Consider the following 22337-nt stretch of genomic DNA (forward strand, 5'->3'; position numbering starts at 1 on the left):
TACCCGCGAAATGAGGAAACCGTGACCCGCGACCGCGTACGCATTCTCGTGCCCTCCGGCATGCTCGGCTCGGGATTCCCGCCCGAGATCGTTGACCGTGGACTGGAACTCGGTGCCGACGTCATCGCCGTGGACGGGGGGTCCACCGACTCCGGCCCGTACTATCTGGGCACCGGCACGGCCAAGACCACCGCCGCGGCCGTGGCCCGCGACCTGCGCCTCCTGCTCCGGGCGGCGGCGAAGGCGCGCATTCCGCTGATCGTCGGCTCGTGCGGCACCAGCGGCACCGACTCCGGCGTGGACTGGGTGGCCGGGATCGCCCGCGGCATCCTGGCCGAGGAAGGGCTGGACCTGCGGGTCGCCACCATCTACAGCGAGCAGCGGGCCACCGACCTCAAGGACCATCTCGACAAGGGCCGGATCCACCCGCTCCCGCCGGCCGGTGACCTCGACCCCGCGACGTTGGACAGCTGCCAGCACATCGTCGCGATGATGGGCCACGAGCCGATCGCTGAGGCGCTGGCGGGCGGCGCGGACGTGGTACTGGCCGGGCGCGCCACCGACACCGCCCTGGCCGCCGCCTTCCCGCTGATGGCCGGCATGCCGGCCGGCCCGACCTGGCACGCCGCAAAGATCATCGAGTGCGGCGCGCAGTGCACCACGAACCCGCGCTCCAGCGGTGTCTTCGCCACCATCGACGCCACCGGCTTCACCATCGAGCCGCTCGACCCGGCCGTCGCCTGCACGCCCACCTCGGTCGCGGCGCACATGCTCTACGAGACCGCCGACCCGTTCTCGATGCGGGAACCGGCCGGCACGCTGATGGTCGCCGACGCCACCTACCGGGCCCTGGACGAGCGGCGGGTACGGGTGGAGGGCTCCCGGTTCGAGCCGGCCCCGTACACGAACAAGCTTGAGGGGGCCCGGATCACCGGCTACGAGACAATGTCGTTCACCGCCATCCGGGACCCGCACATCCTCGGCCAGATCACCACCTGGGCGCAGCTGCTGCGCCGGGTCACCGAGGATCGGGTCGCCCAGACGCTCGGGCTCGGTGCCGACGACTACGCCTTCGACATTCGCCTGTACGGCTACGACGCGGTGCTGGAGGCAAAGGACCCGGACACCCGGACACCCCGTGAGGTCGGGGTGATGCTCCTGGTCAGCGCCGTGGATCAGCAGACGGCCACCGCCGTCGCGAAGATCGCCAATCCGCTCATGCTGCACCTGCCCACGCCCGACATGGACTACCTGCCCAGCCTGGCGTTCCCCTACTCCCCCGCAGAGACCGAGCGCGGGGCAGCGTACGAGTTCGTCCTCAACCACGTCGTCGACGTCGACTCCCCCACCAGCCTCTTCCGCATCCACCTCCCGGAGGACAGCGATGCCCGCTAACGCCCACCCCCGCACCGTCGCCGACCTCGCGCTGGAGGTTCGGTCGAAGAACGCCGGCCCGTTCTGGGTGACGATGGAGCTGTTCATGCGCGACACCGCCGGGTACGCCGTGGTAGCCGACCCGGGCTTCCTGGACGCGCCGCTGATCGCCCGCCTCTACGGCGTACCGGCTGACGCCATCCGCATCTTCCGGATACCGGCGCTGAACGTCGTCAAGATTTCGTTCCCGCGCCCCGTGGCGCAGGGCAGCCTGCGCGACCGCGACATCCACGCCGGGCAGCACCATGTACCCCTGGCCATGCTCCCGCTGCCGGAGTCGCACTGAGACCAGTGCCGACCGGGTCAGCGGGAGCCTCCCGATCGCGCGGCCGGGGCCGGCGGACGCCCGTGCCGGCAGTGATCCACCTCGCAGTACTTGCCTCTCACGTTAGCGTGAGGTTTTAGCGTGGTGGCATGCAGATCAACGGCTCAACAGCTCTCGTGACCGGTGCCAACCGCGGGCTCGGCAAGGCCTTCGCCGAGGCACTCCTGGCCCGCGGCGCCACCGTCTACGCGACCGCCCGTCGCGTGGAAAGCATCGACATCCCCGGTGCCGTCGCCCTCCAGATGGACATCACGGATCCAGCGTCCATCGAGGCCGCGGCAGGCAAGGTGGGCGACCTCGACATCCTCGTCAACAACGCCGGCACCTCCACCGAAGCCCCACTGCTCGGCCCCTCCCTGGAGAACATCCGCCACGACTTCGACACCAACTTCTGGGGCACCCTCAACGTCACCCGCACCTTCGCGCCGAGGCTGGCCGGTGGCGCCATCCTCAACGTCATCTCGGCGCTGAGCTGGTACACCTTCGCCCCCGGCAGCAACGGCTACGCCGCCTCCAAGGCCGCGGAGTGGTCCCTGACGAACGGCATCCGACTCGAGTTGGCCGGCCAGAAGACTCTGGTCACCGCCCTGGCGCTGGCGATCGCCGACACGGACATGATGGCCGGCATCGACATTCCCAAGCTCCCGCCCCACGAGGTGGTCAGGCAGGCTCTCGACGGGCTGGAGGCGGGCAAGATCGAAGTCATCGCCGACAAGCCCACCGCCAACGTCAAGGCCTCCCTCTCAGGCGACCCCGCCCTCTTCTACGCCGACATCACCGGCAACCTCTTCAGGTGACGTCGCCTGGGGCACCGCGGATCAGGTCCCGGTCGCCTCGGGCGGATCCTCTGGACGCGGTCATGCTGCCCGACGAAGTGCTCTCAGTTCGCCGGGATGCCGGCCCGGTGCGCCAACAGGCCCGCCTGGGTGCGGTTGTCGCAGCCGAGCTTCTCCAACAGTCGGGAGACGTACCCCTTGACCGTCGCCTCGGAGAGGCGCAGTCGTCGGGCGATCTGCTGGTTGGAGCGGCCGGCGCCGAGACAGCCGAGGACCTCGACCTCCCGGGCGGTGAGCGTGGCGACCAGTTCGCGGACCCGTTCTCCGCCGTGCCGGCTCAACACCAGCCGCTGGGTCGCGGTCGGGGACAGCACCGTGTGCCCGGCGGCGGCGACCCGTACCAGGTTGACGAGATCCTCCGGCGCCGTCGACTTGAGGAGGAAACCGACGGCACCCGCCCGCATCGCCCGCAGCACGTACTCGTCGAGGTCGAACGTGGTCAGCGCGACGATCCTCGGTGGCGCCGAGGACCGGTTGAGGTGCTCGATGGCGGTGAGCCCGTCGACGCCCGGCATCCGCAGGTCCATCAGGACCAGGTCCGGCCGGTACCGGGTCACCGCCTCCACGGCCTCCGCGCCGTCGTACGCCTCGCCGACGACCTCGACGTCGGGGGCCACTTCGAGAATCGTCCGCAGGTAGGCGCAGACCATCCGTTCGTCGTCGACGAGCAGGATCCGGATCATCGCGGCACGTACCCGGGAAGGGTGGCCCGCACCACGAAGCCGCCCTCCGGGGTCGCCGCGGCGGCCAGGGTGCCGCCCAGCACGTCGACCCGACTTCGCAGGCCGGCCAGGCCGCAGCCCCCGCCGGCGGCGGCGAGGTCCGGGTCGGGGGCACGGTCGGGCCGGTCGTTGGTCACTGTCGCGCGGACCTGATCCGGCTGATAGCGGATCGACACCGTCACCTGCGAGCCCGGGGCGTGCTTGTGCACGTTCGTCAGCGATTCCTGCACCACCCGGAAGAGGGTGCGCCGCATGGCCGGTGCCAGCGCCGACGGGTCACCCTCCTCGTCGAGACGGACCGGTAGACCGACCGCGCGCGAGTCGGTCACGAGATCGCTCAGGTCGCCCTCCGCAGCCGGGTCCTCCGTCGCGACGCGGGTCGTCGGTGGGTCGCCGTGCCGCAGCACGCCCACCAGGTCGCGCAGCTCGGCCAGCGCCTGACAGCCCGTCGTTCGCAACTCCTCGGCGGCGCTGCGAACGGCGGGATCCGTGGTGCTGGTGCCCAGCGCCCCGGCGTGCAGCACCATGAGGTTGATCCGGTGGGTGACCACGTCGTGCATCTCGCCGGCAATCCGGAGCCGCTCGTCGCTACGGGCCTGCTCGGCAAGGAGCAGCCGCTCCTGCTCGGCGCGTTCGGCGCGGTCGAGCAGCTCCGCGACGAGCCGGCGGCGGGCACTCACGTAGAGGCCGAGCAGGGCCGAGATGGCCAGCAGTCCGGGCCCGCTGAACGGGTCGTCGACCGTCCACAGCCGCGCGCCGAGCAGCCAGCACACCCCGAGCACCGCGATCACCGCCCAGGACCGCCGGCGGTCGCGACCGTAGACGATCACCGCGTACGGCACGAGGAAGACTGCCGACGCCGGCACCAGCAGGCTGACGCCGGCGATGACCAGAGCCATCGGGTACGGCCGGCGTCGGCGCAGCAGCAGGTTGGCCGCCGCGGCGACCTGCACCACCGCGTAGACCCAGACGGGTGCCGGGAGATGCCTCGACCCGGCGCTCGGAAAGGCGACCTCACGGGCCACGCCGGCCGCCGCCGCTACGACGACCAGCAGCACGTCGACGGCGAGCGGCGGCACCTTCCGGCGGTCCACCGCGCTCATGCGTTGCACGTTAGCCGGGCCGGCCAGGATCGGCGCGGCGAGCAACAGCAGTAGCGACGAAGGAACCGGGGGACGCGACGAAGGTAGGTCGCGGAGGCGACCTCCGGGCCTGTCCCGACCGGACACGACCGCGGTGGCATTGACGGATGGCACACTCGACCGATCCCGTGGCGCAACCGGCTGGGCCCCACCGCATCGACGAACTTGACGCGCTGCGTGGGCTCGCGCTCCTCGGCATCGTCATGTTCAACATCGTCCAGATGACCCACCTGACCCGGGTTTCCGGGCCGGCCGATGAGCACGTCGGCGCGTACCTCTGGGAGCTGCTCTTCGTCCAGCGGCCGTTCCCGATCTTCTCGCTGCTCTTCGGGATCAGCTTCTCGCTCTTCCTGCGGACGGCGGCTCGGCGCACCGACCGGCCCCGACTGGTGCTGCTGCGCCGGCTGCTCTGGCTGGGTCTCTTCGGCGCGCTGCACACCCTGATCCAGCCCGGTGAGGTGCTGAAGTTCTACGCCGTGTTCGGGCTGGTCGTGCTCCTGCCGGCGTCGTACCTGTCCCGGCGCTGGGCGCTCGGGCTGGGCATCGTGTTGACCCTCGCCGCCGCGCTGACCTTCAACGGTGTCTTCATCATCCCGGGGCTCTTCCTGCTCGGCCTGGCGATCGCGGAGTACGGCATCCCGGACACGCTGCCGTCTCGGGGCCGGCACCTCGCCCTCGCCCTCGCCGTCGCGGTGCCGGTAGCCGCGGTCATGGGCTGGTTGCAGTTCCGGGCTGGAGTCGGCCTGACGGCCAACTACCGCATCCTGCCGGCCGGCCTCGCCTTCGCCTTCCTCTTCACCGTCGGTTTCCTGCTGCTGATGCGAACCGCCCTGCGACGGCCGCTCGGCGCGCTGCTGTCGCCGCTCGGTCGGGTGGCGCTCACCAACTACGTCGCCGCGTCGTTCCTGATCGTGGCCGGTGACGCGCTGCTCGACATCGGTTCCCGGTCCTCCTACTCGGCCGTCGTCGGACTGGGCCTGGCGATCGGGGTCGTGCAGGCGATCTTCAGCGTGCTGTGGCTGCGCTGGTTCCGGTACGGCCCGCTCGAATGGCTCTGGCGGTGCCTCACCTGGTGGCAACGGGTGCCGATCCGCCGCGCCTGATGCGGCGACGGCCGATAGAACCTGGGTACCACCGGCGGATCGGAAGAGCCGACTGCGGTACCACGATGAGGGCTGCGCCCAGACCTAGCGTGGTGAGCATGATTCAGGTACGTGAGGTAACCAAGCGGTACGGCGCGAAGACGGTCGTCGACCAGCTGTCATTCACCGCGAAGCCCGGACAGGTCACCGGCTTCCTCGGACCCAACGGCGCCGGCAAGTCGACGACCATGCGGATGATCGTCGGTCTCGATGCGCCGACCTCGGGCGACGTGCTGGTCAACGGCAAGCCCTACACATCGTCGAAGGCACCGCTGCACGAGATCGGCGTGCTGCTCGAGGCCAAGGCCGTGCACCCGGGGCGCACGGCGGTCAGCCACCTCCTCTCCATGGCTCGGACGAACGGCATTCCGCGCTCACGCGTCGATGAGGTGCTCGACCTGGTCGGCCTCTCGGCCGTCGCCCACAAGCGGGTCGGCGCATTCTCCCTCGGCATGGGCCAGCGGCTCGGCATCGCCGCCGCGCTGCTCGGCGACCCGGCCGTGGTGATGCTCGACGAGCCGGTCAACGGCCTCGACCCCGAGGGTGTCCTCTGGGTGCGCAACCTGCTCACCGGCCTGGCCGCTGAAGGCCGCACCGTGATGCTGTCCTCGCACCTGATGAGCGAGGTCTCGCGGATCGCGGACCACCTGGTCATCATCGGCCGGGGCAGACTGCTGGCCGACACCACCGTGGCCGACTTCGTGACCGCCGAGGGGGTCCGGGTCGTCACGCCCGCCCCGGACGCGCTGCGCACGACGATTGCCGGCCCGGGCATCACGGTCACCTCGACAGGTGCCGAGGAACTGCTCGTCGCCGGCGCCTCCGCCCGCGTCATCGGGCTGGCCGCGGCCGCCCGCGGCATCCCGCTGTTCGAGCTCACACCGCAGAACGCCTCGTTGGAAGAGGCGTTCATGGACCTGACCCGCGACGCTGTTGAATACGAGGCCGCCCGATGAAGATCACCCCTGGTGGCGTCACCGCCGCCGAATGGACCAAGTTCTCCTCCCTACGCTCCACCTGGATCACGACCGGCATCTCCGTCTTCCTCCTGATCGCCTTCGGCATGATCGCCTCGGCGTCCTTCTCGGGCGACACCATGAGCTCGGTGGACCTGGTCCTGTCCGGCAGCGTCCTGGCCGCCCTGTCCGTCGGTGTCCTCGGCGTGCTCCTGGGCGCGAGCGAATACACCACCGGCATGATCCGGGCGACCCTCGCCGCGGTACCGCGCCGGTTGCCGGTGCTGCTCTCGAAGAGCCTCGTGGCTGGCTCGGCCGCCTTCGTCACCATGACCGTCGGCGCTTTCGCCGCCTTCGCCGCAGGGTCGGCCGTACTCAACGACAACGTCGACGCCTCGGGCCTCGCTGACGACGGTGTGCTGCGGGCCCTGCTCGGCGCCGGCGTCTACCTCGGCCTGGTCGCCGTGCTCGGCGTCGCGCTCGGCATGCTCGTCCGCTCCAGCGCCGGCGCCATCACCATCCTTGCCGGCCTGCTGCTGATCGTGCCCGGCCTGGCCCCGCTGCTGCCAGACTCGATCGCCGACGCCGTCACCCCGTACCTTCCCAGCAACGCGGGCTGCGCCGTGATGGCACTGGCTCCCACGGACGGCACGCTGGGTCCGTGGGCCGGTCTCGCGGTCTTCGCCGGGTACGTGGTCGTGACGCTCGCTGCCGCCGCTTATCGGCTCAAGAAGACCGACGCGTAAGGGAGACTCGGGCGATGAGCACGCAGGGATGGCTCGTGGACCGGCAGGCACGGCTGCGGGCGTTCGACCGGCGCCACCCGTGGGTCACGGACACCCTGGTAGCCGTCCCGATCGTGCTCTTCAGCATCCCGAACGTCATCGAGAAACCCCTGTCGGCGACCATCGCGACCCTGGTGCTGCTGCCACCGCTCTACTGGCGGCGGCGGTACCCGTTCCCGGCGTTCCTGGCCACCGCAGCCACCGACCTGCTCCTCAGCGGGCTGGGCATCAGCGTCGGCGCCGGGGTGATCCTGCTGGTGGTGCTCTTCGGGGTGGCCTCCCGAGGTACCTGGCGGTCGCTGGCCTGGGCGTCCGGGATCACGGTGGCCCAGCTTCTCGCTGAGATCTACCTGTTCGGGTCGGTCACCCAGAACCGCACTCTCACGTCGTTGCTGGCTCTCGGGGCGACAGTGGCGGCGGTCGCGTCCGGCGTCGCGGTGCGCACCCGCCGGGCGTACCTCATCGCCCTGGAGGACCGGGCCGCCCGCCTCGAGATCGAACGGGATCAGCAGGCCCGCCTGGCCGTCGCTGAGGAGCGGGCCCGGGTGGCCCGGGAGATGCACGACATCGTCGGCCACCACGTGTCAGTGATCGTCGGCCTCGCCGACGGCAGCGCCGCCCTCGCCAGATCGCGGCAGGAGCAGACCGCCGAACCGCTCCGGCTGATCGGCGAAACCGGCCGCCAGGCGCTCGCGGAGCTGCGCCGGGTGCTGGGCGTGCTGCGCGGGGAGGACACCGATCCGCAGCTGAGGCCGCAGCCCGGCATCGACGATCTCGACCGGCTGCTGCCGAGCGTGCGGGCAGCCGGGCTGCCAGTCACCTACTCCACCTCGGGCGAGCTGCACACCCTCAGCAAGGGGCTGCAGCTCGCGGTCTACCGCATCGTCCAGGAAGCGCTCACCAACATCCTCAAACACGCCGGACGGGGCGCGACCGCCGACGTGAGTCTCAGTGTCTCCGACGGAGAGGTACGGATCCGCGTGCGCGACAACGGCCGGGGCGCCCCCGCCGCCCCGAGCCACGGTCTGCTCGGCATGCGTGAGCGCGGGGCCATGTACGGCGGGGTGGTGACCGCCGGCCCGGCCGAGCACGGCTGGGTGGTCGACGTCGTCCTCAAGGAGCCCGCATGACAACAGTGCTGATCGCCGACGACCAGCCGCTGCAGCGCATGGGTTTCAAGATGCTGCTCGATGGAACCCCCGGAATGACCGTGGTAGGCGAGGCCTCGGGCGGCGCCGAGGCGGTCCGGATGATCGACCAGAGCCGCCCAGACGTGGTGCTGATGGACGTTCGCATGCCCGGGATGGACGGCATCGAGGCGACCCGGCGCATAACGGCGGCCGGCTCGCGCACCCGCGTCCTGATCCTGACCACCTTCGAACTGGATGAATACGTCTATGCCGGGCTGCGGGCCGGGGCGAGCGGCTTCCTGCTCAAGGACGCCCGGCCCGAAGAGCTCATCGCGGCCATCCGCGCCGTGGCTGCCGGCGACTCGGTCGTCGCTCCCAGCCTGACCCGCAAGCTGATGGACGCCTACCTACAGGAATCGGCGCCGGCACGTCCGAGGATCCCCGCCTGGGCACGCTGAGCGAGCGGGAACGCGAGGTGCTCGAAGCGATCGGCCAAGGCGCCACCAACACCGAGATCGCCGAACGCTTCACGCTGACCGAGTCGACGGTGAAGAAGCACGTCGGACGGGTTCTGTTCAAGATCGGCGCCCGCGACCGGATCCAGGCGGTGATCTTCGCGTACGACAACGGCCTGGTGCACCCTCGCTGACGGGCGGCAGGGCAGGGGCGCCAGAAGGCATGGATCGGGCCGTACGGGACCGCTCTGGTGGCGCCGTCCTCACCTGCTCCGGCCGGCGCCACGCGTCGAGCGTCTTTCGCCGATCAGATGCCCGCCCAGCAGGGCCTGCCTGGGTCACAGCACGCGGGTGTGGGTGTCGGTCAGTCCGGCGGCCGCTCGGGCCGTCGACGCACAATCGCGGTGTGGAGATCGGCCCGACCGACGGTCCGGTCAAGGTCAGTCACCTGCTCTCAGGGCATTGAGCACGGCCGTCACCTCGGGGCGTGACGCGGTCGGTCGCCGGACCCCGGCGGTGATGCGCCGGGTCAGCGGCGGGCTCAGCGCTCGGGTCACCACCCGGTATCGCGGGTCCACCGCCAGCTTCGGCAGCATGGTGATCGAGCGGCCGTTCTCCACATGCTGAAGGGCCAGCACGTAGTTGTTGAACCGACAGATCACCACGGGCTCGAAGCCGGCCTCCCGGCACAGCCGAGTGGACAGCTCGGACATGTACGAGCCGGCGACGTCGAACGTCCAGCGCTGCTGCGCGCAGGCCTCCAGTGCGACCGACTCAGCGCTGGTCAGCGGATGCTCCAGGGGTAGCACGAGCACGATCGGGTCGGTGGCGAGCGGCACCAGATGTATCTCCGGGGAGAGCTCGGCGCCGGCGAAGTCGGCCGTCGTGATGATCAGGTCGACGTCGCCGCGACGCAGCGCCGGCATACTCTCGTGCGGCTCCAGCTCCAGCAACACCACGCTCACATCCGGGTGTCGGGCCGCGAGACGAACAAGTGCCGGTTCGGCGAGGGCCTGCACCGCACTCTGGAACGCGGCCATGGTGACCGTGCCAGCCGGCTCGTCGGCGAGGCGGCGCAGCTCCGCCTCGGCCTCGTCCATGGCTGCGAGGATCTCCCGAGCCCGGCCGGCGAGCAACATCCCGGCCGCAGTGAGGCGCACCCTCCGCCCGGTGCGTTCCAGCAGCGCGACCCGGGTTTCCCGTTCCAGCGTGGCCAGCTGCTGCGACACCGCCGACGGGCTCAGGTTGCCGCGCTGCGCGACGGCCCGGACGGTGCCGTAGGTCGCCAGGTCGGCGAGCAGGCGCAGCCGCCACGGATTCAGCGTCATGGCCGTCGACTGTACGGCTTTGCTTAACAGCGACAGCGGAAATGTGCGATGGACGTGTCTGTCCGGGCTGCCTAGCGTCGGTCCATGGCTGATTCGTTCTGGTCCGACGCCGATCGTCACCTGGTCCGCTACATCGGCGCGGGCAGCTTCGTACGGGAGATCATTGACCGCGCCGAGGGCAGTTTCGTCTTCACCGCCGACGGCCGCCGCCTGCTCGACTTCACGTCGGGGCAGATGAGCGCCATCCTCGGCCACTCTCACCCGGCCGTCGTAGCCACGATCCAGCGGCAGGCAGCCACTCTCGACCACCTGTTCAGTGGCATGCTGAGCCGGCCCGTGGTCGAGCTGGCACGCCGCCTCGCCGGTTCGCTTCCCGCGCCGCTGGAGAAGGTCCTGCTGCTCACCACCGGCGCGGAGTCCAACGAGGCGGCAATCCGGATGGCGAAGCTGGTCACCGGCCGGCACGAAATCATCTCGTTCGCCCGGTCCTGGCACGGGATGACGCAGGCGGCGGCGAGCGCCACCTACAGCTCGGGGCGCAAGGGGTACGGGCCCGCAGCGCCCGGCAACTTTGCCATCCCCACGCCGAACGCGTACCGGCCCGACTTCACCCTTCCCAGCGGAGAGCTGGACTGGCAGCGTCAGCTGGAGTTCGCGTTCGAGCTGTTCGACGCCCAGTCGGTGGGCAGCCTGGCGGCGTGTGTCGTCGAGCCGATCCTCAGCTCCGGCGGGGTGATCGACCTGCCGCCGGGATACCTCGTGGCGCTGCGCGACAAGGTGCACGAGCGGGGCGGGCTGTTGATCCTCGACGAGGCGCAGACCGGTCTGTGCCGCACCGGTGAGTGGTACGCGTTCCAGCGTGACGGTGTCGTGCCGGACATCCTGACCCTGTCCAAGACGCTCGGCGCCGGCCTGCCGCTGGCCGCTGTGGTGACCAGCCCGGAGATTGAGCAGACCGCGCACGAGCGCGGCTTTCTCTTCTTCACCACGCACGTCTCGGATCCGCTGGTGGCCGCGGTCGGCAACACGGTCCTGGACGTGCTGGAGGCCGACCGGCTCGATGAACAGGCGGCGCATCTGGGCGCGTACCTGCGGAAGGGCCTTCAGGAGATCAGCCAACGGCACCCTGTGGTCGGCGACGTGCGGGGCCGCGGGCTGCTGGTCGGGCTCGAGCTGGTCAGCGACCGGGAGTCGAAACGACCGGCCGACGCGCTGGGCGCGGCAGTGACAGGGCGTTGCCTGGAGCTGGGCCTGCACATGAACGTGGTGCAGCTGCCGGGCATGGGCGGCGTCTTCCGCATCGCGCCAGCGCTCACCTCCAGCCACGCGGAGCTGGATTTGGGCCTGGAAATCCTCGACCATGCACTCGCCGACGTGGTGCCGCAGTTCGGACCTTGATGCACCAGCCAGGGCTCGTGATTCGGATTGGGATGAATGACCACCGAGCGCACGGCGGGTGCTACCCAGGAGTGTCGTCCTGCCGGGCCGGCCCGAAGAGAGTCATGACGAGCGCCACGATGCTGAAGAAGCCGGAACCCAAGGCCAGCAGAAGCGAGGGTACAAAGGCAGATGGCGGTGGCACCCAGCCACCAAGCACCCAGGGCAGCGTGACAAGGACGACGACCGCGGCCGTGGTGGCGACTTCGTTGATGACGAACGCGGTCGATACAGCCGAGGCGCCGCGAGCGACTGTGCGGTAGGTCGTGTTGGCAGTCAAGGCAACCAGCACGACCGAGAGCGCGATGAAGGTGAGAGCACCCCAGAACGGCTCCAGGCCGGCGAGTGTGAGGGGCACGAGGAGCGGCATGGCTGACACCAAGAAGATCCAGCGCACTCCCGAGCGCATGTAGCGGTCGGCCGCGGCTGCGCCCTGGCGGTTCTTGTAGCGGTCGGAGTCGAGGTAGAAGAAGACTCCGACGAGAAGTGTGCCGACAAGAGCGGCGGAGACTTCTGCCATCGTCAGAAAGAACTCGTCACTGATTTCCCGCATCGCGACCGACTCCCTTCCGCATGGAAGATGTCCCGACGGCAGTCTCTCGGCCACCTTACGGCCGACCGAGGAGGGTTCGGGCCTGATTGCGGTCTCGGCTTTCCAGGTGCCAGGTCCATGCGTTCCGGCGCGAGTTGTCCGACGCACACACAGCACCATCAACACATGAGAACGCGTTTCGCGTGTGTGTCAGTCAGGTGTGGTGACCCATCGCCCCGGTGGGTCACACGCCGGTTCGCCCGTCGATGCACTCGCGCAGGAGGTCGGCGTGGCCAGCGTGCCGCGCATACTCCTCGATCACGTGAAGGAGCACGTCGCGTGTGGCGTGGCTGCCACCGTCGACCGGCACCTCGCGGCCCAGGTCGGCCTCCTCGAGGGCATCCAGCCATTCGTCGGCCTTGGCGATCTCGGCCTTCCAGGTCGCGAAGGCTTCCTTCACCACCGCTGGATCGGCGACCGCGCCCCCGAAGTCCCAATCCGGGTCGTCCTCGTGCTGGTAAAGGCACGGCGCGTCGGTCCGTCCTTGGAGTACCCGCTGGAACCATTGGTGCTCCATCTGAGCCAGATGGCGGACCAGGCCGAGCAGGCTCAGGGTGCTGGGCGGCACCGGGCGTCGGCCGAGCTGCTCGGCGTCCAGTGCGTCGCACTTCATTTCTATGGTGAGACGGTAGTTGCCGAGGTACTCCCGGTAGGTCGCCTTTTCACCGACGGGCTGACCGAAGGTTCTGGGGTCGTCCTCAGGGGCGGTCCACAATTTGCTCACGGCGCCACCCAAGCGCGGGCGGACGGTACCAGTCAAGCGAGTTGCGGTGTCCCGAATCCCACGGCCGCCGGGAGGAATTCTCCTATCCCGATCCAGCGCACACTCCGCATCCCTGTCTCGGACCATGAGGGCGTCCACGCGGTGCGCCCGCGTCCAGAATCAGCGTCGCCGCCCGCCTGGTGGACTCCTGTCGGATGTCGAACACTTCCCGCATGTCGGGCTGCGGGTGCGCATCCGGCACGGGGACCGGCATCCTGGCACCGGATCAATCTCCCCTGCGGCCGGGTCGCCGCCAGAGCCCGTTGCGGGCCGGCCAGGGGGCTGTGACACGGTTCCCGGTGAGGGCACCCGCGGTCGGCCGACCAGGGACAGTGCCGCCCACCGACGGGGCATACCCGATCGGCCCCCTGCTCACAACCGTCCTTCCCGCCGATCCGACGAGTCGCCCTGACATGTACCGCGAATCGCGCCACAGTGGACGCGGGTGACGCACGGGCGAGGCCACGGCCCTTGCCATCGCCGACCTACCGTGAGCACACCACCGCTCACAACGATGTCGCCCGGTGGCCGGCAGAACGGTCACGGACGCCAGCGCGTGACGGTCCGTGGTGCGCAAATCGGGGGAAGAACATATGGACATCAATATTCTAGGGCCAGTGCGGGCGCGCGTCGATGACCGGTCCGGCGGTCAGACCACGACCATGCGGGAGAGCGACCTGGGGGGCACCAAGCCCCGCACGGTGCTCGCCGTTCTCCTGCTCGCCAGAGACGGCGCGGTCGGCGACGACCGGCTCAGTGAGCTGCTGTGGGGCAGCCGGCCGCCCACCACCGCCATCGGGCAACTGCACACGTACGCCTCCCGGCTGCGCCGCGAGCTGGGCCGCGAGGTGCCGCTGCTGCGGGTCGGGCGGGGCTACCGGCTGATCAGTGAGCACCTGCGGGTCGACTACGCCGAATTTCTGCGCCTCACGACCGCAGGCCGGCAGGCGCTGGCCCAGGGGCATCCCGAGCGGGCCGCGTCGCAACTGCGCCGCGCCCTGCTCCTCTGGCGCGGAGACGCCCTCACCGACGTCACCTCCCACTTGGCGGCAGCCGAACGGCCACGACTGGAGGAGCTGCAGCTCGAGGCCCTGGAGGGCCGCGCGGAGGCCGACCTCCTGCTCGGGGAGCACGGCCGGCTGGTCTGCGAGCTGACCGGCCTGGTCGCCCGGTATCCGCTGCGGGAGCGGCTCCGGGCCCAGCTGATGATCGCGCTGTGTCGCTCGGGTCGCCAGGCCGACTCGCTCGACGTCTACCAGGCGGGGCGGCGGATCCTCACCGAGGAACTCGGCGTCGACCCTGGTCCCCTGCTGCAGGCAGCCCAGTGCGCGGTGCTCGCTGGCGGGACGGTGGCCAACGACGGCGCGGTGCTGGCCGGCGTCCGATAGGGACGCCGGTCAGGTGGCCACGCCGTGGCTTCGGAAGAGCTCGTCGATGGCGAGCTTGTCGAAGGTCTGTCCCTCGGCGAGTCGGCGCAGCACCAGCAGGCACGGCATGCCGAACTCACCACCGGGAAACGACCTGGGCCGGGTCGCGCCGACGCAGACCGACCACGCGGGTGCCTGCCCGCGCGGCAGTTCCACCCCGGTCTCCGCGTCGAAGACCCGGGTGCTGGCCGTCAGGATGACGCCGGCGCCGAGCTTGGCGCCGCGCCGTACCCGGCCCCCTTCCACCACGATCGACCGGGAGCCGACGAATGCCTCGTCCTCCACCACGACCGGTACCGCGGAGGCCGGTTCCAACACCCCGCCGATGCCCACCCCACCGGAGAGGTGGACGTTGCGGCCGATCTGCGCGCACGAGCCCACCGTGGCCCAGGTGTCCACCATGGTGCCGGCGCCCACCCAGGCGCCGATGTTGGTGTACGAGGGCATCAGCACCACCCCGGGCGCGTGGTGGCTGCCCCACCGGGCGATAGCGCCGGGCACCACCCGCACCCCGTCGAAGGTGCGCTTGAGTGGCAGCCGGTCGTGGTACCGGAACGGCCCGGCCTCGGACAGCTCCAGCCCGAGGACCCGGAATGCCAGCAGGATGGCGCGTTTCGCCCGCTGGTCCACGACCACCTCGTCGGTGACCGGATCGACGGCGGCGACCCGGCTCACCCCGCTGTCCAGTTGGTCCACCGCGGCGGTGACGACGGCATGGCCGGCCGGATCGTCGATGGTCAGCGTGTCCCGGCGGTCCCACAGCTCGTCGATCTCGGCCGGCAGGGGCGCCCCGGTCGGGGCGTTCGGCACGACGGTGGCGTCAGACATGCGCCGCCCTCCTCTGGTCGGAATCCAGCAGCCCCAGGGCACCCGCCCGGGGGGTGATCTCGGCGATGTCGCGGACGGCGGCGAAGCGGACGTGTCCCCGACCCGCCGGGCCGTATGCGCGGCCGGGCATCACCACGATGCCGGCGCGACTGGCAAGGTTCCTCGCCCAGGTGTCGCCGTCGCCGCCCGGCGCGGCGGTCCACACGAAGAAGCCACCGTCGGGACTCCGTACCGCCGCCCCGTTGACGGTGAGCAGTCGCACCAGGTCGGCCACCCGGGTGGCGCCCCGCTCGTGCTGGGTCCGGGCGTGCTCGTCGTCGCCGAGCAGGTACGCGGCCGACCGCTGGGCGGCCGCGCCCGCCATCAGCCCGGCCGCGCGGCGGCACGGCACCAACCGCTCCACCACGGAGGGATCGCCGGCGTAGAAGCCGACGCGCAGCCCCGGGCTGTTCGACCGCTTCGACAGGCTGTGCACGGCGAGGACCCCGGCGGCGCCGTGCGCCAACGCGGTCCGTGGCGACCCGGACCAGGTCGACTCGGTGTACGCCTCGTCGGAGATCACGAGCACGCCGTACCGTCGGCCCCAGGCGATGAGGGTGTCCAACGGTTCGAGCGCACCGGTGGGGTTGCTCGGGCTGTTCACCCACAGGCACAGCGCGCGGTCGCGTACCGCGGCAGGCAGCAGGTCGGGCCGCATGCGGTGGTCGGCGTCGGCCGGTACCCGGTGGGTGGCGAAGCCGGCGAGGCGCGCCCCGGTCTCGTACGCGGGGTAGCAGAGCTGCGGGACGAGCACCGTGTCACGCCCCGGCGGGACGAGTCCGGCGTCGCGCAGGAACAGCGGCAGGGTGGAGATGAACTCCTTGGCCCCGGCGCAGGCCGCGACGGCGTCCGGTGCGAGCGCGACCCCGAACCGGCGGCGCAGGTAGCCCGCGGCTGCCAGCCGCAGCTCTTCGGTCCCGGCACTGGGTGGATAGCCGGCCGGTTCCTGCCCGGGCGGCTCGCCGGGTGTCACCGGCGGCGGATCGGCGGGAACCCCCAGCGACAGGTCCAGCAGTGCCGACCCCGACCCGCGCGCCAGGTCGAGTAGCTCCTCGCGCGACGGCGGGGCGCTCAGCACGGCACCGCAACGCCGGACATGGCCACCAGCCCGGGGGCGGGCACCACGGCAGGCGGAAATTCGAGGGTGGCGAAGTGGTCGTGTTCATCCTCGGCCCGGCGGATCATCTCGATGCTGCCGTCGCGACGCAGAAGAAGCTCCTGCGGACGCAGGCGACCGTTGTAGGTGAAGCCCATCGAATGGCCGTGCGCACCGGTGTCGTGGATCAGCAGCAGATCACCCTCCCGCAGTGCCGGCAACGGGCGGTCCCTGCCGAACCGGTCGTTGTTCTCGCACAGCGGCCCGGTCACGTCCACCGACTCCGTGGGCCCGGCCGCCCGCGCGAAGGGCACCGTGATGTGGTGGTACGCGTCGCGGTAGAGCGCCGGACGCATCAGCGCCGTCATGCTGGCGTCCACCCCGGCGTACTCGCGCCACTTGGACATCCGGTTCACCACCCGGGTGGCGAGCACCCCGTGCGGCCCGGTAATGAAACGGCCGCTTTCGAAACACAGACGGGGCGCGGGCAGGCCGTACTCCTGCTGCCACCGGTCGAGACGCTCGCGGAGCGCCCGGCCGAGCGCGTCGATGTCGGCGGTCGGTTCGCCCGGCCGGTAAGGGATACCGATGCCACCGCCCAGGTTCAGCGTCCGCACCGCGACGCCCGTGCTGCGGTGCAGGGCGACGACCTGCTCCAGCAGCAGTTCGAGGGTGAGCAGCACCGGCGCTGCGGTGAGCGAGTTGGAGGCCAGCATCATGTGCAGGCCCACGGTGCGAACCCCGAGCGTCACGGCGCGCGCCACCACGTCGGTGAGCCGGTCGGCGGGGACGCCGAACTTGGCGTCGGCCGGGTCGCCGAGGAAGGTGTCCGCGTGCCGGCGGGAACCCCGGTGCGCGTCGTCGCCCGGGTTGACCCGGAACGCCAGGGTGTCCGGCACGGTGCCCAGTTCGGCGATCTTCTCGAGGACCGTTGCGTCGTCGACGGTGATCAGCGCGTCCGCGTGCAGTGCCGCGGTCAGCTCCGACCGGCTGGTGTTGTTCGAGTTGTAGCAGATCTGCCGGCCCCGCGCGCCGGCCCGCAGCGCCAGTGTCAGCTCGGGCCCCGAACTGACGTCGAAGCCGAAGCCGTGCCGGGCCAGGATGCGCAGGATCGCCGGATTGGGCAGCGCCTTGACCGCGAAGTACTCGGTGTAGCCCACCGACCGGAACGCCCGGTCGAAGGCCGCGCAGGTGTCGTCGATGCCCTGCTCGTCGTAGAGGTGGAACGGTGTGCCGAAACGCTCGACGGCGCGCGGTAGGGCGTCGTCCAGACGTGCCTGGAACGCGGGGCTCACGGGCATCTGTCGGGCTCGCTTTCTGCCAGGGGCGGGTGATTCGGGGTCAGTAGCCGAACCGGGCGATGATCACCGAGCGGACGCGGTCGCCGGAGAGGGGGCGTCGGTAGACGTAGCTGTCCACGCTGACGTCGTCGAAGCCGGCCAGCTGAGCCTGCTCCCGCAGGTAGTCGACGGCGAGCCAGTGGAAGCCGGTCACCCCCGGTGCCGCCTGGACCCGGCTGCCGTCGCGGGTGGCGTCGTTGGAGGCCACGAGGATGCCGCGGCCGTCCACGCCGAGCCAGCTCCGGACGTGCGCCAGGATCGGCAAGGTGGCGGTACGGGCGTCGTAGAGGTGGCCGAGCAGCCCGTCGAGATAGGCCACCGGCCACGGGTCGGTCGGTGTCCAGGTCGTCACGTCGGCTTCGATCGACCGCACGCCCTTGGCCGTTGACATGGTGACGGCCTCGGCCATCGCGTCCACCGCCAGCACCTCGACCCCGGCCGCGGCCAGGTGACTCTCCACCACCGCGTTGCCGCTGCCCAGGCTGACCAACCGGCGGCTGCCGGCCCGCGTCAGCTCACCGTTGAGCAGCTTGAGCATCCAGGTCCGATAGGCCGGCGAGTGGGTGGAGGGGGTGACCGAGTCGCCGCGCGCGCCCCCGGTCTCCCAGATGTCGAAGAGGCTGACGTCGTCGCCGGACCGCGAGCGGTAGAAGTCGGCGAGGTCGGCGAGTTGGTCGGGTCGGGTGTCGGTGGTCTCGATGGTCACAGCGGTCACCTTCGTTCGGCGGTAGCCGGCAGGGTCGGTGCGGACAGGACGTCCGCGAGCAACGGCACCAGGTCCTCCATGCCGCAGCGGTAGAAGTGGCCTCCGGGCAGGACCCGGAAGGTGAATGCGGCGGTCGTGAGGGCCGACCAGGCGGTCGTCAGCTCGTCGGTGACGAGCGGGTCGTCGGCGCCGCGAACCGCCAGGACGGGGCAGCCGACCGGCGCCGGCCCGGCCGGCAGGTAGCGGGCCGATGCCCGCACGTCGCCGACGAGGGCCCGCTCGACCAGCCGCCGGCCCAGCGGCGTCGCCCGGATCTGTGCCGGCAGACCGCCGAGGGCACCCACCCGGTCCCAGATCTCGTCGTCGGTGCCGTCGAGGTGGGCTGCCGTGCTGTGCCGCCACGGCGCGGCGGCACCACTGACCACGACCAGGGCGGGGCCCCTGCCCGCCTGGTGGGCGACCGCCGCCCAGGACGCGGCGAGCAGGGCGCCGAAGCTGTGGCCGACGACGGCCCAGCGTTCGCCAGGGGTGGGCGCGTACCGCTGGTCGAGGTCCCGCACGTAGCCGTCGACCTCGGGCGGCGGCCGCTCGGCGATCCGCGCGCCACGGCCCGGCAGCTCCGGTGCGACAACCGACAGGGCGTCGCCCAGCAGCTCCCCGAGTCGGTCGTCCCAACCGCGGAAGACTCCGGCCGAGCCACCCGCGGGGGGCAGCAGGAACAGTCGGCTCGCCGCGACGGTCATCGTGTCGCGGTCGCCGGGACGGCGAGCTCGGCGGCGTACATCCGGTCGAAGGCGGTGACCAGGGTACGGTCGGCCACGGTCCCCCCGCTGAGCGCCGTGCGACACAGCATCTTCAGCGCGCGCCAGCTCTTCGTGGCGACGGCGAGCCCTTCGATGAACGGCTCGCCGTCACCGGCCAGCCCCGTCCACGGTTCGCCGGTTCGCCGGTACGCCTCCGCCACCGCCAGGTACGCCCGCTCGATCATCAGCGCCGAGTGGTACGTGTTGGTCAGTTGCGCGTGCCGGCGCTGGCCGGGAGCGGTGAGCGCCGGCACGAACGCGTCGCGGTACCGGGACAGTTGCTGAGGCAGCGTCCGCCGGTCGGCGAGGAGGGCGTCGACGGCGGCCCGTTCACGGCGGTGAACCGTCCCGTCGGTCAGGGCGGTCTGGGTCCGCTCGCCCAGGTGCAGCCGGTAGAGCGAGTCGTGCTTGTCGTAGACGTGGAACAGGTTGGAGCGGATCGCCTCGACGAACAGGGCCCTGTCGAAGCGCAGCACCAGGGTACGGACGCCGACGTTGTCGATGCCGAGGTACGAGTTCTCGTCGAAGTCGACGACCGTCACCTTGTGCCCGTTGGTGCGGTGCTCGCGCAGGTAGTACTCGTCGAAGTGCTCGTGGTAGTAGCTGTCGACGCGGGCGACGCAGTGCCCGTGGTCGCGCACGGCGGCGCGCAACGTCGCCTCGATGTCACCGTCGACGGGAAGGTGGTGCTTTTCCACGCCCCACTCCCCCAGCAACAGGGCGTCGCGGGCTTCCTCACCGTCGAGAAGGTTCCGGCAGGACAGGCCACCCCACTCGGCGCGCACCGTCGGGGCGCCGGCGACCAGGAGGAACGCCGCGAGCAGGCGAGGCGGCAGAAGCTGGGTCAGGCTGACGATGTGGCAGTCGTAGTAGACGCTCTCCACGGCGTTCCAGTGCCGGCCGGTGACCTCCGACTGATGGGCGGTCACCCCGGGGACGTCGCGGGTCGGGTGGGCGACGGCGACGGGCTCGGGCTCGAAGGCCACTGTCACGGCGTCGCTCGTCGGGCTGTCGGTGATGGGACCGTCGACGGTGGTGGTCACGGGCGTCTCCCGAAGGCGAGGCGGAGGGTGGCGGGTGAGCGGAAGCTGAGCCCCTGCACGGGGCTCGGCGTGACGTCGGCGAAGCGCAGGCCGGGGCGGCGTTCGAGCAGCAGGCGCAGCGCGGTGGTCACCTCTGCCAGGGCCATCCGGCGGCCCATGCACTGGTGGCGCCCGGCGCCGAAGGAGAGCAGGCGCTGGTTTCCCGGCCGGCCCGGGTCGAACGTGTCCGGGTCCGGGAACACCGCCGGGTCACGGTTGGCCGAGCCGAGCAGGACGGTCAGCAACGAGCCCTTCGGAATGTCCTGGCCGAGAAGCTCCCCGCCGCCCCAGATGCGGATGGTGCTGTGGATCGGCGCCTCGTACCGCAGGGTCTCGTCCACCACCGCCTCGACGAGGTTGCCGTCCGCGGCGACCTGCGCCATCAGCTCCGGGCGCGAGCACAGGGTGTGCAGCACGTTCGCGATCAACCGGTTGCTCGTGTCGATGGCGGCGGGGATGAGCAGCCCGACCTGGCGGACGATCTCGTCGTCGTCGACGTCGGCGCCCTCCGCGGCGGAGGACAGCAGCTGCCCGATGACACTGTCGTCCGGTGCGGGTCGCAGCTCGGCGACCCGGCTGTGCAACAGGGCGCTCATGCGTGCCCACGCCGCGACGGCGGCCCGTCGGCGCACCGGATCGGCCGAATCGATGAAGGCGATCACCGCGTCGCTGCAGCTCTGGAACTGCGGCACGTCCGCCGGCCGCAGGCCGATGATGCGCGACATCACCCGGATCGGTACGGCGTTCGCGAAGCCCGTCACGTAGTCGGCCGGGCCGTCACCGGCCGCCGTGTCCAGGTCGTCGAGCACACCGCGCACCGCCGCCGGGACGAGTTCGTCGAGGTACCCCGGGATGGCCGACGCGGAGAAGCTCCGGTTGGTCAACGCCCGCAGCCGGACATGCTCCTCCCCCTCCACGTCGGTCACGGTGCGACCGAACAGCACCCGGGTCGCCCGGAACGGGCTCTCCACACTGGAACGCCGGTCCCGCAGCACCGCACCGGCGGCGGCGTGGTCCGTGGCGAACCAGGTGCGGCGCGACGTCGAGTGGACGAGCTGGCCCTGCGCCCGCAGCGCCTCGTACACGGGGTAGGGGTCGAGCTGAAACGCGGGCGTCCCGAAGTCGCGGTCGGCGCCGTTGCGCGCGGGCGCGGTCACCGCGCCGCGTCCGACGTGTCGGCCGGCTCCCGCACGGCGGCGAAACGCAGCCGGTGGTAGTCGGCGTACCAGCGGCCGTCACGCAGCAACGTCGGCGCGGCCAGCTCGTTGATCCGCGCCAGGACGGCGTCGCGCCGCTGCGGCGGCACATGGCCGATCAGGGCCGCGCCGAACATGGCGACCCAGTCGGCGACACCATCCGGGCAGTCGGTCAACTCGGTGGGCCGGGCGAAGTAGTCCATCCGCAGCACCTGGAAGCCGTGCGCCTCCAGCAGGGTGGCGTACTGCCCGGGGCTCGGGAAGTACCAGGGCATCCGCGCGCCCTCGGTCAGGCCCTGCTCGGCCAGCGCGGCGCGGACGGCGGCGAGGATCCCGGCCACGTTGTGCGCACCGCCGAGTTCGGCGACGAAACGCCCACCCGGGCGCAGCGCGCGACGGACGGCGACGACGACCTCCGCCGGACGGGTCATCCAGTGCAGCGCGGCGTTGGAGAACACCGCGTCGACCTGCTCGTCGATCAGGAAGTCGTGGCCGTCCGCGAGCAGCACGTCCGATCCCAGCCGGGCGGTGGCCGAGGCGACCATGGCGGGGTCGCCGTCGACCGCGATCACCCGCGCGCCGCTAGCCGCGATCGTGGCGGCCAGCTCGCCGGTGCCGCACCCCAGGTCGAGGACGGTTTCGCCGGGCACCGGGGCGAGCAGCTCGACGACGCCGCCGGCCAGCGCGGACACGTAGCCGAACTGACGGTCGTAGCGGTCGGCGTCCCACCCGGGGTCGGGCCGGGACTGGTGGACGGAGTGCTGTGTCATCGT

General features: G+C 71.1%; 22 protein-coding genes and 1 pseudogene. 10 read left to right on the plus strand and 13 right to left on the minus strand.

Annotated features, from left to right (window positions below; translation table 11 throughout):
* Window positions 1–21 precede the first annotated feature (21 nt).
* The 3 genes from ACIBEF_RS20880 to ACIBEF_RS20890 all read left to right on the plus strand — a co-directional run bounded on the left by ACIBEF_RS20880 (window position 22) and on the right by ACIBEF_RS20890 (window position 2556).
* Window positions 22–1395: an acyclic terpene utilization AtuA family protein gene (locus ACIBEF_RS20880; RefSeq protein WP_396794869.1), complete on the plus strand. Its 1374-nt coding sequence runs from the start codon at window positions 22–24 to the stop codon at window positions 1393–1395.
* Entirely contained in the window at window positions 1385–1720 is a 336-nt protein-coding gene (locus ACIBEF_RS20885) for a DUF4387 domain-containing protein (protein ID WP_396794870.1), read from the plus strand. The genes ACIBEF_RS20880 and ACIBEF_RS20885 overlap by 11 nt, the downstream gene beginning before the upstream one ends.
* 128 nt (window positions 1721–1848) lie before the next feature.
* A complete protein-coding gene (locus tag ACIBEF_RS20890) occupies window positions 1849–2556 on the plus strand; it encodes an SDR family oxidoreductase (RefSeq protein WP_396794871.1) in 708 nt (235 codons plus the stop codon).
* A gap of 83 nt (window positions 2557–2639) precedes the next feature.
* Here ACIBEF_RS20890 and ACIBEF_RS20895 read toward each other — a convergent pair whose 3' ends face one another.
* Both ACIBEF_RS20895 and ACIBEF_RS20900 read right to left on the minus strand, forming a co-directional pair.
* On the minus strand, window positions 2640–3278 hold the full coding sequence (locus ACIBEF_RS20895; protein ID WP_396794872.1) for a response regulator: 639 nt from the start codon (window positions 3276–3278) through the stop codon (window positions 2640–2642).
* Window positions 3275–4420, minus strand: a complete 1146-nt coding sequence (locus tag ACIBEF_RS20900; protein WP_396794873.1) for a sensor histidine kinase — start codon at window positions 4418–4420, stop codon at window positions 3275–3277. The genes ACIBEF_RS20895 and ACIBEF_RS20900 overlap by 4 nt, the downstream gene beginning before the upstream one ends.
* A 146-nt stretch (window positions 4421–4566) precedes the next feature.
* Here ACIBEF_RS20900 and ACIBEF_RS20905 point away from each other — a divergent pair, with 146 nt between their 5' ends.
* The 5 genes and pseudogenes from ACIBEF_RS20905 to ACIBEF_RS20925 all read left to right on the plus strand — a co-directional run bounded on the left by ACIBEF_RS20905 (window position 4567) and on the right by ACIBEF_RS20925 (window position 9121).
* Window positions 4567–5562: a DUF418 domain-containing protein gene (locus ACIBEF_RS20905; RefSeq protein WP_396794874.1), complete on the plus strand. Its 996-nt coding sequence runs from the start codon at window positions 4567–4569 to the stop codon at window positions 5560–5562.
* Window positions 5563–5660: 98 nt separating this feature from the next.
* A complete protein-coding gene (locus tag ACIBEF_RS20910) occupies window positions 5661–6557 on the plus strand; it encodes an ABC transporter ATP-binding protein (RefSeq protein ID WP_396794875.1) in 897 nt (298 codons plus the stop codon).
* Window positions 6554–7303 carry an ABC transporter permease gene (locus ACIBEF_RS20915; RefSeq protein ID WP_396794876.1) on the plus strand — a complete coding sequence of 250 codons (750 nt, stop codon included), beginning with the start codon at window positions 6554–6556 and terminating at the stop codon, window positions 7301–7303. Before ACIBEF_RS20910 ends, ACIBEF_RS20915 begins: the two co-directional genes overlap by 4 nt.
* 14 nt (window positions 7304–7317) lie before the next feature.
* Complete coding sequence (locus ACIBEF_RS20920; protein WP_396794877.1) at window positions 7318–8472, plus strand: sensor histidine kinase; 1155 nt, start codon at window positions 7318–7320, stop codon at window positions 8470–8472.
* Window positions 8469–9121: pseudogene (locus ACIBEF_RS20925) on the plus strand (response regulator). The gene ACIBEF_RS20920 and the pseudogene ACIBEF_RS20925 overlap by 4 nt, the downstream one beginning before the upstream one ends.
* A 246-nt stretch (window positions 9122–9367) precedes the next feature.
* Here the strand turns inward: ACIBEF_RS20925 and ACIBEF_RS20930 are convergent.
* Window positions 9368–10255 (minus strand): LysR family transcriptional regulator, encoded by an 888-nt coding sequence (locus ACIBEF_RS20930; RefSeq protein ID WP_396794878.1) that lies wholly within the window; start codon window positions 10253–10255, stop codon window positions 9368–9370.
* 84 nt (window positions 10256–10339) lie between these two features.
* On the opposite strand from ACIBEF_RS20930, the gene ACIBEF_RS20935 reads away from it, so the two are divergent.
* Window positions 10340–11653 carry an aspartate aminotransferase family protein gene (locus tag ACIBEF_RS20935; RefSeq protein ID WP_396794879.1) on the plus strand — a complete coding sequence of 438 codons (1314 nt, stop codon included), beginning with the start codon at window positions 10340–10342 and terminating at the stop codon, window positions 11651–11653.
* Between the two features lie 61 nt (window positions 11654–11714).
* On the opposite strand, the gene ACIBEF_RS20940 is transcribed toward ACIBEF_RS20935, so the two are convergent.
* Together ACIBEF_RS20940 and ACIBEF_RS20945 are read right to left on the minus strand one after the other, a co-directional pair.
* Window positions 11715–12245, minus strand: a complete 531-nt coding sequence (locus ACIBEF_RS20940) for a hypothetical protein (protein WP_396794880.1) — start codon at window positions 12243–12245, stop codon at window positions 11715–11717.
* 223 nt (window positions 12246–12468) lie between these two features.
* Window positions 12469–13008 (minus strand): DinB family protein, encoded by a 540-nt coding sequence (locus ACIBEF_RS20945; RefSeq protein ID WP_396794881.1) that lies wholly within the window; start codon window positions 13006–13008, stop codon window positions 12469–12471.
* Window positions 13009–13664: 656 nt separating this feature from the next.
* Here ACIBEF_RS20945 and ACIBEF_RS20950 point away from each other — a divergent pair.
* Window positions 13665–14435: a BTAD domain-containing putative transcriptional regulator gene (locus ACIBEF_RS20950; protein WP_396794882.1), complete on the plus strand. Its 771-nt coding sequence runs from the start codon at window positions 13665–13667 to the stop codon at window positions 14433–14435.
* 9 nt (window positions 14436–14444) lie between these two features.
* On the opposite strand, the gene ACIBEF_RS20955 is transcribed toward ACIBEF_RS20950, so the two are convergent.
* From ACIBEF_RS20955 to ACIBEF_RS20990, 8 genes are read right to left on the minus strand one after another with little or no spacing between them, the layout of a single operon-like run.
* Window positions 14445–15302 carry a 2,3,4,5-tetrahydropyridine-2,6-dicarboxylate N-succinyltransferase gene (locus tag ACIBEF_RS20955; protein ID WP_396794883.1) on the minus strand — a complete coding sequence of 286 codons (858 nt, stop codon included), beginning with the start codon at window positions 15300–15302 and terminating at the stop codon, window positions 14445–14447.
* On the minus strand, window positions 15295–16419 hold the full coding sequence (locus ACIBEF_RS20960; protein ID WP_396794885.1) for a pyridoxal phosphate-dependent aminotransferase: 1125 nt from the start codon (window positions 16417–16419) through the stop codon (window positions 15295–15297). Before ACIBEF_RS20960 ends, ACIBEF_RS20955 begins: the two co-directional genes overlap by 8 nt.
* The gene (gene lysA / locus ACIBEF_RS20965) at window positions 16413–17738 is read right to left on the minus strand and encodes a diaminopimelate decarboxylase (RefSeq protein WP_396794886.1); all 1326 of its coding nucleotides are present in this window, start codon (window positions 17736–17738) and stop codon (window positions 16413–16415) included. Before lysA ends, ACIBEF_RS20960 begins: the two co-directional genes overlap by 7 nt.
* A 40-nt stretch (window positions 17739–17778) precedes the next feature.
* Complete coding sequence (locus ACIBEF_RS20970; RefSeq protein WP_396794887.1) at window positions 17779–18483, minus strand: class I SAM-dependent methyltransferase; 705 nt, start codon at window positions 18481–18483, stop codon at window positions 17779–17781.
* Window positions 18484–18488: 5 nt separating this feature from the next.
* The gene (locus ACIBEF_RS20975; protein ID WP_396794888.1) at window positions 18489–19226 is read right to left on the minus strand and encodes a thioesterase II family protein; all 738 of its coding nucleotides are present in this window, start codon (window positions 19224–19226) and stop codon (window positions 18489–18491) included.
* On the minus strand, window positions 19223–20329 hold the full coding sequence (locus ACIBEF_RS20980; RefSeq protein ID WP_396794889.1) for a hypothetical protein: 1107 nt from the start codon (window positions 20327–20329) through the stop codon (window positions 19223–19225). The genes ACIBEF_RS20975 and ACIBEF_RS20980 overlap by 4 nt, the downstream gene beginning before the upstream one ends.
* Window positions 20326–21525: a cytochrome P450 gene (locus ACIBEF_RS20985; RefSeq protein ID WP_396794890.1), complete on the minus strand. Its 1200-nt coding sequence runs from the start codon at window positions 21523–21525 to the stop codon at window positions 20326–20328. The genes ACIBEF_RS20980 and ACIBEF_RS20985 overlap by 4 nt, the downstream gene beginning before the upstream one ends.
* On the minus strand, window positions 21522–22334 hold the full coding sequence (locus tag ACIBEF_RS20990) for a methyltransferase domain-containing protein (protein WP_396794891.1): 813 nt from the start codon (window positions 22332–22334) through the stop codon (window positions 21522–21524). Before ACIBEF_RS20990 ends, ACIBEF_RS20985 begins: the two co-directional genes overlap by 4 nt.
* Window positions 22335–22337: the final 3 nt, after the last annotated feature.

This window comes from Micromonospora sp. NPDC050795, from assembly GCF_044456785.1.
Taxonomy (GTDB): Bacteria; Actinomycetota; Actinomycetes; order Mycobacteriales; family Micromonosporaceae; genus Micromonospora.